This is a genomic window from Gluconacetobacter entanii, from assembly GCF_013155425.1.
In the GTDB taxonomy this organism is placed as follows: Bacteria; Pseudomonadota; Alphaproteobacteria; order Acetobacterales; family Acetobacteraceae; genus Novacetimonas; species Novacetimonas entanii.
Window position 1 is genome coordinate 247,398 of record NZ_JABJWD010000003.1, and the last position, 15,993, is coordinate 263,390.

General features: G+C 60.1%; 14 protein-coding genes. All 14 read left to right on the forward strand.

Going from position 1 to position 15,993, the window contains the following annotated elements; all coding sequences use genetic code 11:
* The first annotated feature begins 14 nt into the window (after window positions 1-14).
* The 14 genes from nuoI (at window position 15) to HNH97_RS01170 (ending at window position 15,986) form a co-directional block, all read left to right on the forward strand.
* Window positions 15-527 carry an NADH-quinone oxidoreductase subunit NuoI gene (nuoI, locus tag HNH97_RS01105; RefSeq protein WP_171789546.1) on the forward strand — a complete coding sequence of 171 codons (513 nt, stop codon included), beginning with the start codon at window positions 15-17 and terminating at the stop codon, window positions 525-527.
* 5 nt (window positions 528-532) lie between these two features.
* Complete coding sequence (nuoJ, locus tag HNH97_RS01110; protein WP_171789547.1) at window positions 533-1,033, forward strand: NADH-quinone oxidoreductase subunit J; 501 nt, start codon at window positions 533-535, stop codon at window positions 1,031-1,033.
* Between the two features lies 1 nt (window position 1,034).
* Window positions 1,035-1,346 (forward strand): NADH-quinone oxidoreductase subunit NuoK, encoded by a 312-nt coding sequence (gene nuoK, locus HNH97_RS01115; RefSeq protein WP_171789548.1) that lies wholly within the window; start codon window positions 1,035-1,037, stop codon window positions 1,344-1,346.
* Between the two features lie 4 nt (window positions 1,347-1,350).
* Complete coding sequence (nuoL, locus tag HNH97_RS01120; RefSeq protein ID WP_171789549.1) at window positions 1,351-3,318, forward strand: NADH-quinone oxidoreductase subunit L; 1,968 nt, start codon at window positions 1,351-1,353, stop codon at window positions 3,316-3,318.
* On the forward strand, window positions 3,315-4,823 hold the full coding sequence (locus HNH97_RS01125; RefSeq protein WP_171789550.1) for a complex I subunit 4 family protein: 1,509 nt from the start codon (window positions 3,315-3,317) through the stop codon (window positions 4,821-4,823). The genes nuoL and HNH97_RS01125 overlap by 4 nt, the downstream gene beginning before the upstream one ends.
* Complete coding sequence (locus HNH97_RS01130; RefSeq protein ID WP_171789551.1) at window positions 4,820-6,274, forward strand: NADH-quinone oxidoreductase subunit N; 1,455 nt, start codon at window positions 4,820-4,822, stop codon at window positions 6,272-6,274. Before HNH97_RS01125 ends, HNH97_RS01130 begins: the two co-directional genes overlap by 4 nt.
* A 44-nt stretch (window positions 6,275-6,318) precedes the next feature.
* Window positions 6,319-6,819, forward strand: coding sequence for a CBS domain-containing protein (locus tag HNH97_RS01135; protein ID WP_171789552.1), 501 nt, complete (start codon window positions 6,319-6,321; stop codon window positions 6,817-6,819).
* A gap of 285 nt (window positions 6,820-7,104) precedes the next feature.
* Complete coding sequence (locus HNH97_RS01140; RefSeq protein ID WP_171789553.1) at window positions 7,105-8,604, forward strand: carbohydrate porin; 1,500 nt, start codon at window positions 7,105-7,107, stop codon at window positions 8,602-8,604.
* A 118-nt stretch (window positions 8,605-8,722) separates the two neighbouring features.
* Window positions 8,723-10,222 carry a glycerol kinase GlpK gene (gene glpK, locus HNH97_RS01145; RefSeq protein ID WP_171789554.1) on the forward strand — a complete coding sequence of 500 codons (1,500 nt, stop codon included), beginning with the start codon at window positions 8,723-8,725 and terminating at the stop codon, window positions 10,220-10,222.
* Between the two features lie 38 nt (window positions 10,223-10,260).
* Window positions 10,261-11,100 (forward strand): MIP/aquaporin family protein, encoded by an 840-nt coding sequence (locus tag HNH97_RS01150; protein WP_171789555.1) that lies wholly within the window; start codon window positions 10,261-10,263, stop codon window positions 11,098-11,100.
* A 69-nt stretch (window positions 11,101-11,169) separates the two neighbouring features.
* Window positions 11,170-12,798 (forward strand): FGGY-family carbohydrate kinase, encoded by a 1,629-nt coding sequence (locus HNH97_RS01155; protein WP_171789556.1) that lies wholly within the window; start codon window positions 11,170-11,172, stop codon window positions 12,796-12,798.
* 140 nt (window positions 12,799-12,938) lie between these two features.
* The gene (locus HNH97_RS01160) at window positions 12,939-14,225 is read left to right on the forward strand and encodes an ABC transporter substrate-binding protein (protein WP_244949180.1); all 1,287 of its coding nucleotides are present in this window, start codon (window positions 12,939-12,941) and stop codon (window positions 14,223-14,225) included.
* Window positions 14,226-14,236: 11 nt separating this feature from the next.
* Window positions 14,237-15,157: a carbohydrate ABC transporter permease gene (locus HNH97_RS01165; RefSeq protein WP_171789558.1), complete on the forward strand. Its 921-nt coding sequence runs from the start codon at window positions 14,237-14,239 to the stop codon at window positions 15,155-15,157.
* Window position 15,158: 1 nt separating this feature from the next.
* A complete protein-coding gene (locus HNH97_RS01170) occupies window positions 15,159-15,986 on the forward strand; it encodes a carbohydrate ABC transporter permease (RefSeq protein WP_171789559.1) in 828 nt (275 codons plus the stop codon).
* The last annotated feature ends 7 nt before the right edge of the window (window positions 15,987-15,993 follow it).

Below are 15,993 nucleotides of genomic sequence, written 5' to 3' on the forward strand. Positions count from 1 at the left end.
CAAAGGCATTTCCCATGCTTGGTACCCTGCGCACCCTGTTCCTGACGGCGCTGCATGCCTTCCACCGGCGCGCGACCGTGCAGTATCCCGAACAGCCCCCCTACCTGCCACCGCGTTATCGCGGGCGGATCATCCTGTCGCGCGATCCCGACGGGGCGGAACGGTGTGTCGCGTGCAACCTGTGCGCCGTCGCCTGCCCGGTGGACTGCATAAGCCTGCAGAAAACCGAGGCCGACGGCCGGTGGTACCCGGAATATTTCCGGATCAATTTCTCGCGTTGCATTTTCTGCGGATTTTGCGAGGAAGCCTGCCCCACCTACGCCATACAGCTTACGCCCGATTTTGAAATGGGCGAATATGCGCGGCCCAACCTCGTTTATGAAAAGGAAGACCTGCTGATAAGCGGGACCGGGAAATATCCCGATTACAGTTTCTACCATGTCACCGGCATTCCCATTCCCGGCAAGGCGCGTGGCGCGTCCGAACGTGAACGCCCGCCGGTCGATCTTCATTCCCTGCTGCCGTAACCATCATGCCTGCCCCGGCCCTTTTCGTCGCCAGTGTGACCATCGTGGGGGCCATCATGGTCATTACCCGGCGGGTGATCGTGCATGCGGTGCTGTACCTGGTGGTGACGCTGCTGGCGCTGGCGGCCGTACTTGTCATGCTGGGTGCATCATTCGCCGCTATGCTGGAGATCATCATCTATGCCGGTGCGATCATGGTACTGTTCGTCTTCGTCATCATGATGCTCAATCTGGGCCAGCCTGACAGTGCGCGTGAAAAGGAATGGCTGCGCCCGCGCGCATGGTGCGGGCCGGGAATTCTGGCCACCATCGTGTGTGCGGAACTGCTTTATTGCATCAGGTCATTTCACAGCCCCGCAATATCCCCTGCCCCCATTACGGCCCATGATGTCGGATCAAGCCTGTTTGGCCGTTACGTACTGATGGTCGAACTGGTGTCGTTCCTGCTGCTGGCCGGTCTGGTCGCGGCCTTTCGCATCGGGCGCAACCGGTCGGGGGGGCGCTGACATGCCCGCCTTTTCCTTCAGCGATACCCTGCTGCTGGCCACGGCCCTGTTTTCGGTCGGGCTTGCGGGCGTTCTGGTCCGGCGCAACATGATGTTCATGCTGATGTCGCTGGATATCATGCTCAATGCAGCAGCGCTCGTATTCGTGGGTGCGGGGGCGCGCTGGCATGATGCGACGGGACAGGTGATGTTCGTGCTGGTCCTTGCCCTTGCCGCCGTGGAAACGGCGGTGGGGCTTGCCATAATCCTGTGCCTGCATGCCCACGGGCGCCCCACGCTGGACGCCGATACCGGCAACCTGCTGGGGAGATAGGGGCATGGGCGAAATCCTTCTCCCCCTTCTCATCTCCTGCCCGCTTGCGGCATCCCTGGTCATATTTGCATCCGCCGGTCGCATGGGCGCGGGCGGGATCGGGACGGTTGCCTGCGCCGGGGTCGGGATCTCCGCCATTCTTGGCATCGTCCTGTCGATCATGCTTCTGTCCGGCCACGTGACGGGGATGGTGCAGGTGACGCTGTGGCCATGGCTGCATGTCGCAGGATTTTCAGCGGACATTGCCTTCACGCTCGACCGGGTTTCCCTGATCATGACCCTTGTCGTCACGATCGTGGGATTGCTGATCCATATCTATGCGACGGCTTATATGCGTGATGATCCGGGTATCGCGCGCTTCTTTGGCAGCATGACGCTCTTCGTGGCCGCCATGCTGGTACTGGTGCTGGCGTCCGACCTGCTGTGCCTGTTTGTCGGGTGGGAGGGCGTGGGACTGTGTTCCTACCTGCTCATCGGGTTCTGGTATGATGACCCCGCCAATACCGCCGCCGCCCGCAAGGCATTCTACATGACGCGCATGGGGGATGTGGCCCTGCTGTGCGGCCTGCTGCTGCTGGCCACGGCGACGGGATCCCTGCACATCCAGAGTGTGCTGGCAGCAGTCGCGGATGGGCAGGTGGCCCCGTCAGGCGTCAGTATGGCGGCCCTTTTCATCCTGACGGGAGCACTGGCGAAATCGGCGCAGATCCCGTTCCAGACATGGCTGCCGGACGCCATGGCGGGACCAACGCCGACCTCCGCCCTTATTCACGCGGCCACCATGGTCACGGCAGGTATCTATCTGATAGCGCGCCTGCATGGCCTGTTTGCCATGGCGGTCCCCGTCATGGCGCTGATGGCGGTGCTGGGGGCGCTGACGCTGCTGATGGGCGCATGCACCGCGCTGGTGCAGTCCGACCTCAAGCGTATCCTTGCATGGTCCACGATCAGCCAGCTTGGCTACATGTTCCTCGCCCTTGGGTGCGGGGCGTGGCAGGCGGCGCTGTTTCACCTGATGACCCATGCCTGCTTCAAGGCGCTGCTTTTCCTGACTGCCGGTGCCGTCATCATGCGCGCCCGTCATGAACAGGATATTTTCCGTCTGGGCGGCCTGCGCCATGCGATGCCGGGCCTGACCGCCGCCTTTGTCGCGGGGGCCTCCGCGCTGGCTGGCCTGCCGCTGGTGACGGCAGGGTTCTACAGCAAGGAAATGATCCTCTCGGGTGTATGGCCCGTCCATTTTCGCCTGCCGCATGGCTGGGGCCTGAGTGGACACGCATTATGGGGGATTGCCCTGCTGGGGGCCTTCCTGACCGCGCTTTATATTTTCCGCTGCGTCTTCATCGTCTTTTGCGGGAAAGCAGGAACTGCGACAACAGATCGGACGTCACGCCTCATGACTGTTCCCCTTGGGTGCCTGTCCGTGCTCTCCCTGTGTGGCGGAGTGATTGAAATGCCCGATACATTTCCGTCCCTGCACCTGTTCAGTGCCTTTCTTGATCCGACAGCGATACCGTCGCATGCGAACGGGTCGGCCTGGCCTGTGCTGGCGGGTGCCGCCGCGCCCCTTGCCGGGCTTGGGGTTGCATGGGTGCTGTGGGGACGCCCATCGCCCGTCATGCGCGAAATCCCCGGACAGGCGGCCATTATCCGTCCCGTACGCACCGGCCAGGGAACAGATGCGCTGTATGATTACCTGTTCGTGCAGCCTTTTCGCCTGCTGGCATGGCTGACGCGACTGGATATCCTCGATCATGCCATCAGCGGAACAGGGCGGTTGACGAGGGCGGGCAGCGCCCGGATTTTCATGGCACGGACCAGTTTCCTGAACATGCTGGCCTCATGGGCAACCTGCATGATCAGGTGGGCGGATCGCCTGCTGGGCCAGTTCCAGAATGGTCGTGTGCGGTGGTATGCGGCATGGATCGCAGGCGGACTGTGCGCGGGGCTGGCCCTGGTGGTACTGTCATGAACCTCCTGCCCGCCCTTGTGCTGGTACCCGTTATCGGTGGCGGGCTGGCATGGGGCAGCGGGCGCGTGCCGCCCCCTGCCGGCCCGTCCACACACAGCGCATCATGGTGGACGATGCTTGCGACCCTCTGTGTGGAAACGCTGGTGCTCATCATGGTCACATTCGGCCATCCCGACCGTACGGGGCCATGGTATGGGCATTTTTCCACGCCATGGATCCCGGCCATGGGCATTGCGGTCAGGCTGGACATGGATGGCCTTTCACTCTCGCTGATCTGGCTTTCTCTTGTCCTGTGCTTTTTGTGCGCCTGCCTTGCCACCCGTCAGGTCACGGCCCATGCCGGGGCATTCCATTTCCTGTTCCTTGCGACCCTTACGGGCATTATCGGGACATTCCTGGCCACCGACCTGTTCCTGTTCTTCTTTTTCTGGGAACTGATGCTGGTGCCGATGTTCGTGCTGATTGCCGCATGGGGGCATGAGGGCAGGCAGCGCGCCGCGATGAAATTTTTCATGTTCACGCAGGGCAGCGGGTTGCTCATGCTGCTGTCCATACTTGGCCTGGTCATTGCGCATGCCCGGGAAACAGGTGTGCTGACCTTCGATTATTTTGCGCTGGGCCACACATCACTCTCCCCCGCCCTGTCCATGCTGCTCATGCTGGGGTTCTTCAGCGCCTTTGCCGTCAAGCTTCCTGTCGTGCCGGTGCATGTCTGGCTTCCCGATGCGCATACACAGGCGCCTACGGCGGCCAGCGTGCTGCTGGCGGGTATCCTGCTCAAGACCGGGGGGTATGGCATGATCCGCTTCGATATCATGCTGTTTCCCGATGCGGCCGGCCGTTTCGCACCCATCGCCATGGGGCTTGGGGTTGCAGGCATCCTGTACGGGGCGTGGATGTCCTGTGCGCAGGAGGATGTCAAACGCCTGATCGCCTACAGCAGCATCAGCCATATGGGTTTCGTACTGCTTGGCATCTTTGCCGGTTCACGGCTGGGAATGCAGGGGGCGATCATGCAGATGCTGGCCCATGGATTGGGCACGGCAGCGCTTTTCCTGATTGCAGGGGCCATTCAGGACAGGTTGCGGACACGCGACATGCACCGTATCGGCGGATTGTGGGCGGCCATGCCACGCCTGTCCGGCACGGGACTGTTCTTTGCCGTGGCCTTGCTCGGGATGCCCGGACTGGGGAATTTCACGGGCGAATTCCTTGTATTGCTGGCAACGTGGCATATCAGTCCCGCCACCGCGACACTGGCGGCCACCGGCCTTGTCCTTGCGGCCATCTATGCACTACGGATGGTCAACCGGATATTCCTGGCCGCCCCACGGGCAGACCTGCCGTTACTACAGGACTTTCCGGTCCGGCATATGGCGGTTTTCGCCTGCGTCATGGCGTTTCTGATGCTGCTGGGCCTGTATCCACAATCGTTCATGACATTTTCCGCGCCATCGCCCCTGTCCGTTACAACGGCGGCCGGCAGGCAGGATAGCGCGCCATGATCGGGCATGATGTCTTCCTGCCGACACCACTGCCGGTACTTTCCATGGGGATCATGGTCACACTTGCAGCAGTGGCGTGGCGGCGTTCGGTGGGACGCAGCATCGCCTGTGCCATGGTGACACTGCTGGCGGCGTCCGCGGTCGTGGACCGGCATACGGGCGGCAGACCCCAGCATGGCATCAGCCTGTTCATTCAGGATCAATGGACAACCTATACCGCCATGCTCATCATATTTTCCAGCATGTGCATCCTGCTCATGTCATGGCGGGATCTGAAGCATGACAGAAGCACGCTGGTGGATGAATATCCCCTGCTGCTCATGCTCGGCACGCTTGGCGCGCTGGCCATGGTATTCAGTGCGAATTACATGCCCTTTTTTGTGGGACTGGAAATACTGGGCGTTTCCCTCATGGGGCTTGTGACCTTTCGGCGCGGTTCCTTCTTGCAGGGATGTGAAGCGGCAATGAAATACCTGATCCTGTCAGGGGTTTCTTCGGCCATCCTCCTGTTCGGTATCGGCCTGGCCTATGGCATTACGGGATCACTGCGGTTTATCCCCCCCACCGCCATCGGGGATATGCCCGCCGCATTGTCCATGGCCGCTACACTCATGATCCTTACTGGCATGTTCTTCAAACTTTCTGCCGTGCCTTTCCATATGTGGCTGCCTGACGTGATGGAGGGCGCCCCCGTTCCCGTGGCGGCATTTTTGGCCGTAGTTTCGAAAATTGCAATATTTTCATCACTTGTCCGCTATTTCGGGACGGGGGGGCAGCCAGAATTCATCAATGACGTCCTGTATGTTGTCATTATCCTGACCATTATGGGTGGTAACCTGCTTGCCCTGCGTCAGGCCAGCCTCATACGTCTTCTGGCATGTTCATCGATTGCGCATGTGGGGTATCTCCTGATTGCCTTCCTTTGTCCCGGCCGTCTGCAATCGGGGGCCATTACCGTGTATCTTGCGGCCTATACCGCCAGTACATTGGGTGTCTTTGCAATCATAACCGCCTTTGCCACTCCCGAAGGGGCAGATGGCACGGTTATCGCACAGTGGAAAGGGCTCTTTTTCAATCGCCCGTTCCTGGCTTCGGCCATGTCGCTCATGCTGCTTTCGCTTGCGGGTATTCCACCGGGCATCGGATTTTTTGCGAAATTCGAAATCGCCGCAACCGGCGTTGAACACCGGCGTGGACTGCTGTTATGTGTGCTCATCCTCGGCAGCATTATCGGGCTGTATTATTACCTGAACATCATCCGTACCATGATGACAGTCCCTTCGTTACCGTCTCCCGGCCTGAACCGGCATGCCCGCCCGGAACTGACGGCGCTTGTCATCGTTCTGAGCGTAATCGTGATGATCGGAGGACTTTTCCCCGCCCGTGCCATCCATCCGTTTCTTCCTGCCCCCACTGTGCCGCCCCAAACGCAGGACAGGATGGCACATTGACGGGACTGCTCCCGATCATCGCAAAACATGGAAAGGATTTTCCCATGTTCTCTCATGTCTTTCACATTCTGGCACAAAAAGGCAGTACGGTCATTACCGTCGGAACGGATGATCCCATCCTGGATGTCGCCACCACACTGGCACAGCATAATATTGGCGGGGCACCGGTCCTTTCCCCGGACGGGCAACTGGCCGGGCTTGTATCGGAAAAAGGGATCGTTCGTGCATTGTCCCAGCACGGCGGGGACATATCCACCCTGACCGCACAGGATATCATGACCCGGGACATACCGACCGCAGCACCCGATGACAGTATTTATGACATCGCCTGCCGCATGACATGGTCGCGCAATCGGCATGTCCCCGTTATGGAAGATGGAAAACTTGTCGGACTGGTCAGCATTGGGGATATTGTCAAACTACGTGCTGAAAATGCCGAACAGGAAGCACAGGAACTGCAGGATTATGTGACGGGCCGCGACCATGCGGCAGTCCGTCCCCCCGGCGACATATCGCCGGTGCAATGCGAAAAAAAGGAAAGCTGACCTCTTTTTATCCGGATTCCCGTTTTAAGGCAGCCTTGATTTTTCCGGCTCACCTGCAACGGAATGCACATTGCCATGCCTCGCTTTCTGTAAAATCATTTCATTTTTGATATTTTTTCTTCATATATTCCAAAAATACAAATCATTCACACCAAAATACAGGTATATTATTCACGAACTTGTGTGGGTTAAGAAACAGATCTTTCCCTATCCGTAAATCGATACACATCCTGTTCCTGACAGCCAAACCCTTGGCCCCAACTGCCCGGGAAGGGAGAGCAGACAATGTGTGTCATCACGACATACGCCAAAAACGAAAACAGGTCTGCAATCACATGGCATGAATTTCCTGCCATTATCAGGTTTCTGGCCATTACGGTGGGAATGCTGTTCGCCAGTTGCATGGTCAATTCCGAAGTATTGGCCCAGACGGAAACCGCCAAGACCGCCTTTACGACCCATTACGAACCTTCCGCCTTTCCCATGACTGAAATGGGACAGGTGGCGATTGGTCCCCTTGTTCCCATGCTGACCGCCACACCCCACCTGTTCGGGAACTGGGGCGGGATACAGCCATGGCTGACAAATCGGGGAATCTTCCTCAATGTGACCGTCAATGAAGAATATATGGCCAACATTACCGGCGGCAAGCAGCGTGCCAACGTGCTGGCCGGTCAGGTCGCGGCCGCACTGGACATCGACTGGCAGCGCCTTGCGGGGATTCCGGCCTTCTGGACCCATATGCTGGTCATCAATGGCCATGGGAACAGCCTTTCCAACGCCATGGGGGATTCAGTGACCAATCCCGAAGAAATATATGGCGCACGCGGCAACGTGGTTGCCCATCTGGTGGACATGTACGCCGACAAGGGATTCCTGCGCGACCGCATCATCCTTTCGGTCGGTGTCATTCCGACAGGAAGTTTTTTCAACCAGGATTATCTGGCCTGTTCGTTCATGAACGTATCGGTGTGCGGCAATCCCGCACCATCCAAATACGTGCCGGGCGGACGGGACTGGCCTTCGGGCAATATCGGGGCTGTCCTGCGGGTGCGTCCCACATTGCGGACCTACATCATGGGCGGCATCTTTGCCGTCAGTCCCCATGCCTATAACGGTGGCATATCGGGCTGGGCATTGGGACAGGACGGGTTGGGGAAGCTTTCCTCCCAGGTTGAAATCGGCTGGAGTCCCTCCTTTGGCAGGCATCATCTGCTGGGGCACTACAAGATCGGGTACTGGTATGATAATTCCCGTTATCCCAACCTGTATGCCGACATAAACGGCAATTCGTTCCAGGCGACAGGCCTGCCACGCCGGTATGAAGCCGGCATGAACGCGGCGTGGCTCATGTTCAACCAGATGATCCACCGCAGCGGCGATGGACTGGCGAACGGCCTGATCGTGATCGGGGGGGTGGATTACACACAGGGAAGCGAGGTCGCCATGCGGGATCATGAATGGATCGGCCTTCTGCAAAGCGGCACCCCCTGGGGGCGTCCGATGGACCAGATCGGCGTCATGTTCCAGTATATGGAAATGAGCCATACCGTGACCCTGCAACAGGAATCCTCGCTTGCGCTTGGCCTGCCCTACCTGCCCAACCAGTGGGGCGCCGTTTACGGCATACAGAGCCATGAAAACGTGTGGGAAGCCTTCTACAGCATCCATGTTGCCCGTGGCACGGCGTTCCAGCCCGATTTCCAGTACCTGCAGCGCCCCGGGGCCACGACAACCTTCCATGACGCGGCGGTCGTCGGATTCCAGTTCACCACCAATCTGTGAACATTCCGCCGCAGCAGACAGGCTGCAATATCAACCAGACATACCTGCAGCGACAATAATATTTCCGGACTTGTGAAACATTATTGGAAAAACATAAAAAACAGGAAGGAAATGCAGCATGACCGAATATGTGGGTGCGATAGATCAGGGGACAACCAGTTCCCGGTTCATGATATTCGACCGGAAGGGCACCATCGTTTCCGTCGCGCAGAAGGAACACCGCCAGATCTATCCCCAGCCTGGCTGGGTTGAGCATGATCCGATAGAAATTCTTGAAAACACCAATGAAATGATCGGTGCCGCCATGGCGCGCGCCAACCTGGGCGCGGGCAGCCTGGTATCGGTGGGCATCACCAACCAGCGTGAAACCGCGGTCCTGTGGGACAGGACAACGGGACAGCCCCTTCATAACGCCATCGTCTGGCAGGATACCCGCGTGGACCAACTGGTCCACGAATATGGCCGCGACGGGGGACAGGACCGCTTCCGCGCCATTACGGGCCTGCCACTGGCAAGCTACTTTGCGGGCCTGAAACTGCGCTGGCTGCTCGATAACGTGGAAGGCGCGCGCCAGAAAGCCGAAAGCGGGCAGGCACTGTTCGGCACGGTCGATAGCTGGCTTTCATGGAACCTAACAGGGGGCGTCAACGGTGGCATTCACATTACCGATGTGACCAATGCCTCACGCACCCAGCTTATGAACCTGAAAACCTGCGCGTGGGATGAGGACATGCTCAAGGCATTTTCCATCCCTCCCGCCTGCCTGCCCCGCATCGTGCCCTCATCAGAGGTATATGGCACGATCACGATCCCAAGCCTGCAGGGCACGAAACTTGCCGGTATCCTGGGGGACCAGCAGGCCGCCCTCGTCGGGCAGACCTGTTTTTCACCGGGGGAAGCCAAGAACACCTATGGCACCGGGTCGTTCCTGCTGATGAACACCGGCACCGATCCGGTCCAGTCAAAGGCAGGGCTGCTGACAACGGTAGCCTACCAGTTCGGGACGGAAAAACCCCGTTACGCACTGGAAGGTTCCATCGCCATTACCGGCGCGCTGGTACAGTGGCTGCGCGATAACCTGAAGCTGTTTGACCTGGCGACACAGATCGAACCGCTGGCCCGCAGCGTGGCGGATAATGGCGGCATATACATCGTGCCCGCATTTTCCGGCCTGTATGCGCCGTACTGGAAGGAGAACGCCCGCGGGGTCATTGTGGGACTGACCCGCTATGTCACGCGGGCGCACTTCGCACGTGCGACACTGGAGGCCACGGCCTATCAGGTGCGCGATGTCGTTGCAGCCATGGAGGAAGACAGCGGCATCGTACTGAGCAGCCTGAAAACGGATGGCGGCATGGTGGCGAACGAACTGCTCATGCAGTTTCAGGCCGATATCCTGAATGTTCCTGTCGTACGCCCGAAGGTGGTGGAAACAACCGCGCTGGGCGCCGCCTATGCCGCGGGTCTGGCCGTGGGGTACTGGGAAAATATCGATGACCTCCGCGCCAACTGGGAGGTGGATCGCACATGGGAACCCACAATGCCGCCGGAACAGCGGGAGCGCTACCTGGCATGGTGGAAGAAGGCGGTACAGAAATCCTTTGACTGGGCTGAATAATAATCCGGCCCCTGCTCAACACATAAGGAAACAGGCCAATGAATCGGGAATTCCTGGGCGAGCTTATTTCCGAAGCTCTTGCCGTATTCATCATCATCGCTTTCGGTGATTCAGTGGCGGCGATGTATCTCCTCTATGACCCAAGCCCGTACCTACATGCCTACTGGGGCGTATGTATCGTATGGGGACTGGGGGTCACTGTGGCCATCTATGCCACCGGATCGGTTTCGGGCACGCATGCCAACCCGGCGGTCACGCTGGCGCTGGCCACCTACCGCGCCTTCCCGTGGAAAAAGGTGATCCCCTACTGGGTCGCGCAGATCGTGGGGGGTTTTCTGGGGGCGGCGCTGGTTTACGCGCTGTATTACCCCGTCATCAACCATTTCAACGACCTGCACCAGATGACGCGCGTGGGTGGTGGCGGGATGGGGGTCTTCTTTACCTCGCCCGCACCGGGCATCACCGTATGGCATGCCTTCAGTGATGAAATCATCCTGACCGCCATACTGGTATTCGGCATTTTTGCCATTACCGAACAGTATAACGAAATGGCGCCCGGCGCCAATTTCGGGGCGCTGATCATAGGGTTCCTGGTCGCGGCCATTGGCGCCTCCATGGGATATCTGGAGGCATGGGCCATCAATCCGGCCCGTGACCTGGGGCCACGGCTGTTCGCCTATATTGCCGGCTGGCACGGATCTGCCCTGCCCGCGATGGGTCATTACTGGTGGGTACCCATTGCCGGTCCGCTGATCGGCGGCGTGCTGGGGGCGACCGCCTATGAATACCTGATCTACCCGTTCCTGCCCGCACAGTTACGCGCGCAGAAGGCCCGGCAGGGGAAAATCGGGGAGGAGGGTGTCATCATCGTGGAATAAGGCCCCTGCCCCGCATGTCCCTGACAAGGCAGGACCCGGCGCCCCGACATGAAGGAATGGACCAGATAAATGGATGTCGTCATTGGCATTGACGTGGGAACCGGCAGCGCACGTGCGGGCGTCTTTACACTTGATGGCCACAAACTGGGCGCGGGGACGACGCCAACCCGCACGTGGCAGCCACAGGCCGATTACATGCAGCAGTCGTCCGCCGACATATGGCGTGCGGTCTGCGACAGCGTTGCGATTGCAATGCCCATGGCACGGGATATGGCCGGGGAGGCGCTGGATGTGCGTGGCATCGGGTTCGACGCCACCTGTTCGCTGGTGGTGGTGGGCCCCGATGGCCAGTCCCTTTCGATTGATGCGGATGGCGCGCCCGGGCAGGACGTGATCCTGTGGATGGATCACCGCGCCATGGACGAAGCCGCCGAAATCAATGCAGGCCATCACGATGTCCTGCGCTACGTGGGCGGCATGATTTCGCCGGAGATGGAAACACCCAAGCTGCTGTGGCTCAAACGTCACCTGCCCGATGTGTTCGCGCGCGCCACCCTGTTCCTTGACCTGCCGGATTACCTGACCTGGCGCGCAACCGGGGCCAGTTCACGCTCACGCTGCTCGACCGTGTGCAAATGGACCTACCTTGCCCATGAGCAACGTTGGGATGACACCTATTTCCGGGCCATCGGCCTTGGCGTGCTGGCCGATGAGGGCTACCGCCGCATCGGCACGGACATCAAGCCTCTTGGAGAGCGTGTCGGGCGTGGACTGGATGCGCGGGCGGCCGGGGAACTTGGCCTTCCGGCAGGCACGCCCGTCGCGGTTTCCGCCATTGATGCGCATGCGGGCGGCATTGGCGTGATGGGGGGCGTGACGGGTGACGAACCGCCTGCATTCGACCGGCGTCTGGCGCTGATTGGTGGCACATCGAGTTGCCATATGGCGGTCTCTCCGCTGCCGCGCTTCGTAAGTGGGGTATGGGGTCCCTATCGCGATGCCATGCTGCCCGGCATGTGGCTGAATGAGGCAGGCCAGTCGGCCACCGGCAGCCTGGTTGACTTCATCATCACGACCCATCCCGCCACACCGGCATTACGCCAGCAGGCCGAAAAGGAAGGCAGGACGATCTATCAGGTCCTCAACGACCTGCTGGCCGCATCCGGGGGCGACGGGATTGCCGGCGCACTGACGAAAGACCTGCACGTCATGCCGGACTTCCATGGGAACCGTTCCCCCCATGCCGACCCGACCCTGCGTGGCATGATCTGCGGGCTTGGCCTGCATGCCACGGCGCACGATCTGGCGCTCCTGTATCTGGCGACACTACAGGCGCTGGCCTATGGCACACGCGATATCGTGGCGGTGCTGAACAGGCAGGGCTATGCGATCGATACGATCATCGCGACCGGCGGGGGAACGAAAAACCCTGTTTTCATACGCGAACACGCCAATGCCACAGGCTGTCGCATCCTGTTGCCCGAGGAACCTGATTCCGTGCTGCTGGGCAGTGCAGTACTGGGGGCGGTGGCTGCGGGGGCCTATCTGTCGATCCGCGCGGCCATGGCCGCCATGACGCGCATCCGGGCGGAAATACGGCCCTGTGCCAGCAGTGCGGATTTTCATGACAGGAAATTCAGGGTCTTTAGCCAGATGTACGCCGATCAGGTCCGCTACAGGCAGATCATGAACAAATAACGCAGCCATTCGGGGAACCGGAAGGTTGGCGTTGCGCTTTACAGAAAACGAAAATCGGACGCCCAGGTCAAATACCGTAAAAAAACCGGTACAAATCAATAAAGGGTATTGCAATGGCGACTTTCAGGATGCTGGCCTGCATGACCGTTGCCGGCATGCTGCTGAACAATGGTGCATGGGCGGCCAGTACGCTGACAATCGCCACCGTCAATAATGGTGACATGATCATCATGAAACAGATGTCGGGGGAGTTCGAGAAGGCCCATCCCGATATTCACCTGAACTGGGTCACGCTGGAGGAGAATGTCCTGCGCCAGCGCGTGACGACGGATATCGCGACCCATGCGGGACAGTTCGATATCCTGACCATTGGCAACTACGAAGTTCCGATCTGGGCAAAGCAGGGATGGCTGGCCGAACTCAGGCCCGGCGCCGATTATGATGTCAATGACATCCTGCCTTCCGTGCGCGCCGGGCTGAGCGTGGATTCCAGGCTGTATGCCCTGCCGTTCTATGCGGAAAGCGTCATGACCTATTACCGCACCGACCTGTTCCAGAAGGCCGGGCTGACCATGCCGCAGCATCCCACCTATGAACAGATCCGCACCTATGCCGACAGGATCACGGACAGGGACAGCCAGACCTATGGGCTATGCCTGCGTGGCAAGCCGGGATGGGGTGAAAACATGGCTTATGTCACCTCGCTGGTGAATACGTTCGGCGGGCAGTGGTTCGGCGAAGGGTGGAAGCCGATGCTCGACACCCCGGAGTGGAAGGCAGCCCTGCAGTGGTATGTCTCGGCGATGAAGGCCGACGGGCCGCCCGGTGCGACATCGAACGGCTTCAATGAAAACCTGGCCCTGTTTGCCAGCGGGCATTGCGGCATATGGGTCGATTCAACCGTGGCAGGCGGCCTGCTGTTTGATCCCAAACAGTCGCATGTGGCGGACAGGGTAGGTTTTGCCGCCGCCCCCACCGGACCGTATGGCAAGGGCCCGACATGGCTGTGGAGCTGGAACCTTGCCATCCCCGCCTCCTCCCGCCATGCGGATGACGCGCGGCTTTTCATCGAATGGGCGACCTCCAAGGCGTATGTGCAGCTTGTGGCGCAGCGTGAAGGGTGGGTGGCGGTCCCTGCGGGAACCCGTGTCTCCACCTATGACAATCCGGATTACCAGAAGGCCGCCCCGTTCGCCGCGTTCGTCCATACCGCCATCGACACGGCTGACCCGGACGGCCAGACAAAGCAGCCCCGCCCATATGGCGGCGCACAGTTTGTCGGTATCGCCCCCTTCCAGGCCATCGGCACACAGGTGGGCCAGACCGTCGCCGCAACGCTGTCGGGCCAGATGACGGTGGAACAGGCGCTGGGTGCGGCGCAGGCCTCCGTGACACGTACCATGCGCCAGTCCGGCTACCTGCACTAAAGGGGGCGAACATGGACAAAATGGCCATACATCCGCCCCTGACGCCCACTCCCGCACGCAGCGCCGCACGCAATCGGCGCGCGCAGGGCTTCGTGCTGCAGTCGCCTGCGATCGTGCTGCTGCTGGCGTGGTCGGTGGTACCGCTGCTCATGACGCTGTGGTATTCAGTACGCAATTACAATCTGGTGGACCCGACACAGCAGGGTTTCGCCGGCCTCGGCAATTACTGGTACCTGCTGACCGATCCGGATTTCATGACATCGCTGGAGAACACGGCCATTCTGGTGGGCGGCGTGCTGGCGATATCGGTGGGATTGGGCACGTTGCTGGCGGTTCTGTATAATGAGGAATTTGCAGGCCGCGGCATTGCCCGCATCCTGGTCATCTCCCCGTTCTTCATCATGCCCACGGTTGCCGCCCTGCTGTGGAAGAACCTGATGCTTCACCCGATCTATGGCGTGTATTCCGCCATGATGCGGGCCGTGGGCCTGACCCCCATCGACTGGCTCTCGCGCTACCCCCTGGCCACGCTGGTGATGATCGTGACATGGGAATGGCTGCCCTTTGCAACCCTGATCCTGCTGACCGCCATCCAGTCGCTTGATACGGAACAGAAGGAAGCCGCGCGCATGGATGGCGCGGGCATGGTGGCGCAGTTCATCAACATCACCCTGCCCCACCTGTCACGCGCCATCACGGTCGTGATCATGATCGAGACCATCTTCCTGCTGACGGTATTCGCCGAAATCTCGGTCACCACAGCGGGCGGCCCGGGCGTCGCCTCCACCAACCTGGCGTTTCTCATCTATTCACGCGCCCTGCTGCAATTCGATGTGGGCGGGGCCTCGGCAGGCGGGGTCGTGGCCATTGTCATCGCCAATGTCGTGGCCGCCTTCCTGCTGCGCGCCGTGGCCCGCAACCTGGAGACCTGACATGGCAAGAACCAGCACGCACCTGCGCCATACCGCAACCGGCATCCTGGCCTGGGCCATTGCATTATGGATGTTCTTCCCGATCCTGTGGATGTTCCTGACCGGGTTCAAGAGCGAACCGGATGCCATCTCCACGCCGCCGCATCTTTTCTTCAGTCCCACATTTTCAAGCTACCGGGATGTCTTCGCGCGGGAGAATTACTGGCATTTCGCCACCAACAGCGTCGTGATTTCGGTTATGGCGACCGCAGTGGCCCTGCTTGTCTCCGTTCCCGCCGCCTATGCCATGGCGTTCCTGCCGGGGCCGCGCACGCGCATGACCCTGCTGTGGATGCTGTCCACGCGCATGCTGCCTTCGGTCGGGGTGCTGGTGCCGATCTACCTGCTGGCCCGCGCCACCGGCCTGCTGGACAGCAGGACGGGACTGATCCTGATCTACATGCTGACCAACCTGCCCATTACGGTGTGGATGCTCTACACCTTCTTCCGCGAAGTGCCCGTCCCCATACTCGAAGCCGGGCGGATGGACGGGGCGACGCGCTGGCAGGAGGTCACGCAGGTACTGATGCCGCTGGCGCTGCCGGGCATTGCCTCGACCGGGCTGCTGTCCCTGATCCTGTGCTGGAATGAAACGTTCTGGTCCCTGAACCTGACCTCTTCCGTCGCGGCGCCGCTGACAACATTCATTGCCTCTTTCTCCTCACCCGAAGGACTGTTTTTCGCCAAACTGTCCGCCGCCTCCACGCTGGCGGTGGCACCCATCATGATCTTTGGCTGGGCCAGCCAGAAACAGCTTGTGCGCGGCCTGACCTTCGGGGCGGTAAAATAGGAACAAC

What these genes read in the sequence shown, in the direction of transcription:
- HNH97_RS01130 (WP_171789551.1), top strand. Translation starts at nt 4,820, where the DNA reads ATGATCGGGCATGATGTCTTCCTGCCGACACCACTGCCGGTACTTTCC.
- nuoI (WP_171789546.1), top strand. Translation starts at nt 15, where the DNA reads ATGCTTGGTACCCTGCGCACCCTGTTCCTGACGGCGCTGCATGCCTTC.
- nuoJ (WP_171789547.1), top strand. Translation starts at nt 533, where the DNA reads ATGCCTGCCCCGGCCCTTTTCGTCGCCAGTGTGACCATCGTGGGGGCC.
- HNH97_RS01160 (WP_244949180.1), top strand. Translation starts at nt 12,939, where the DNA reads ATGACCGTTGCCGGCATGCTGCTGAACAATGGTGCATGGGCGGCCAGT.
- HNH97_RS01140 (WP_171789553.1), top strand. Translation starts at nt 7,105, where the DNA reads ATGTGTGTCATCACGACATACGCCAAAAACGAAAACAGGTCTGCAATC.
- HNH97_RS01150 (WP_171789555.1), top strand. Translation starts at nt 10,261, where the DNA reads ATGAATCGGGAATTCCTGGGCGAGCTTATTTCCGAAGCTCTTGCCGTA.
- nuoK (WP_171789548.1), top strand. Translation starts at nt 1,035, where the DNA reads ATGCCCGCCTTTTCCTTCAGCGATACCCTGCTGCTGGCCACGGCCCTG.
- HNH97_RS01170 (WP_171789559.1), top strand. Translation starts at nt 15,159, where the DNA reads ATGGCAAGAACCAGCACGCACCTGCGCCATACCGCAACCGGCATCCTG.
- HNH97_RS01165 (WP_171789558.1), top strand. Translation starts at nt 14,237, where the DNA reads ATGGACAAAATGGCCATACATCCGCCCCTGACGCCCACTCCCGCACGC.
- nuoL (WP_171789549.1), top strand. Translation starts at nt 1,351, where the DNA reads ATGGGCGAAATCCTTCTCCCCCTTCTCATCTCCTGCCCGCTTGCGGCA.
- HNH97_RS01125 (WP_171789550.1), top strand. Translation starts at nt 3,315, where the DNA reads ATGAACCTCCTGCCCGCCCTTGTGCTGGTACCCGTTATCGGTGGCGGG.
- HNH97_RS01135 (WP_171789552.1), top strand. Translation starts at nt 6,319, where the DNA reads ATGTTCTCTCATGTCTTTCACATTCTGGCACAAAAAGGCAGTACGGTC.
- HNH97_RS01155 (WP_171789556.1), top strand. Translation starts at nt 11,170, where the DNA reads ATGGATGTCGTCATTGGCATTGACGTGGGAACCGGCAGCGCACGTGCG.
- glpK (WP_171789554.1), top strand. Translation starts at nt 8,723, where the DNA reads ATGACCGAATATGTGGGTGCGATAGATCAGGGGACAACCAGTTCCCGG.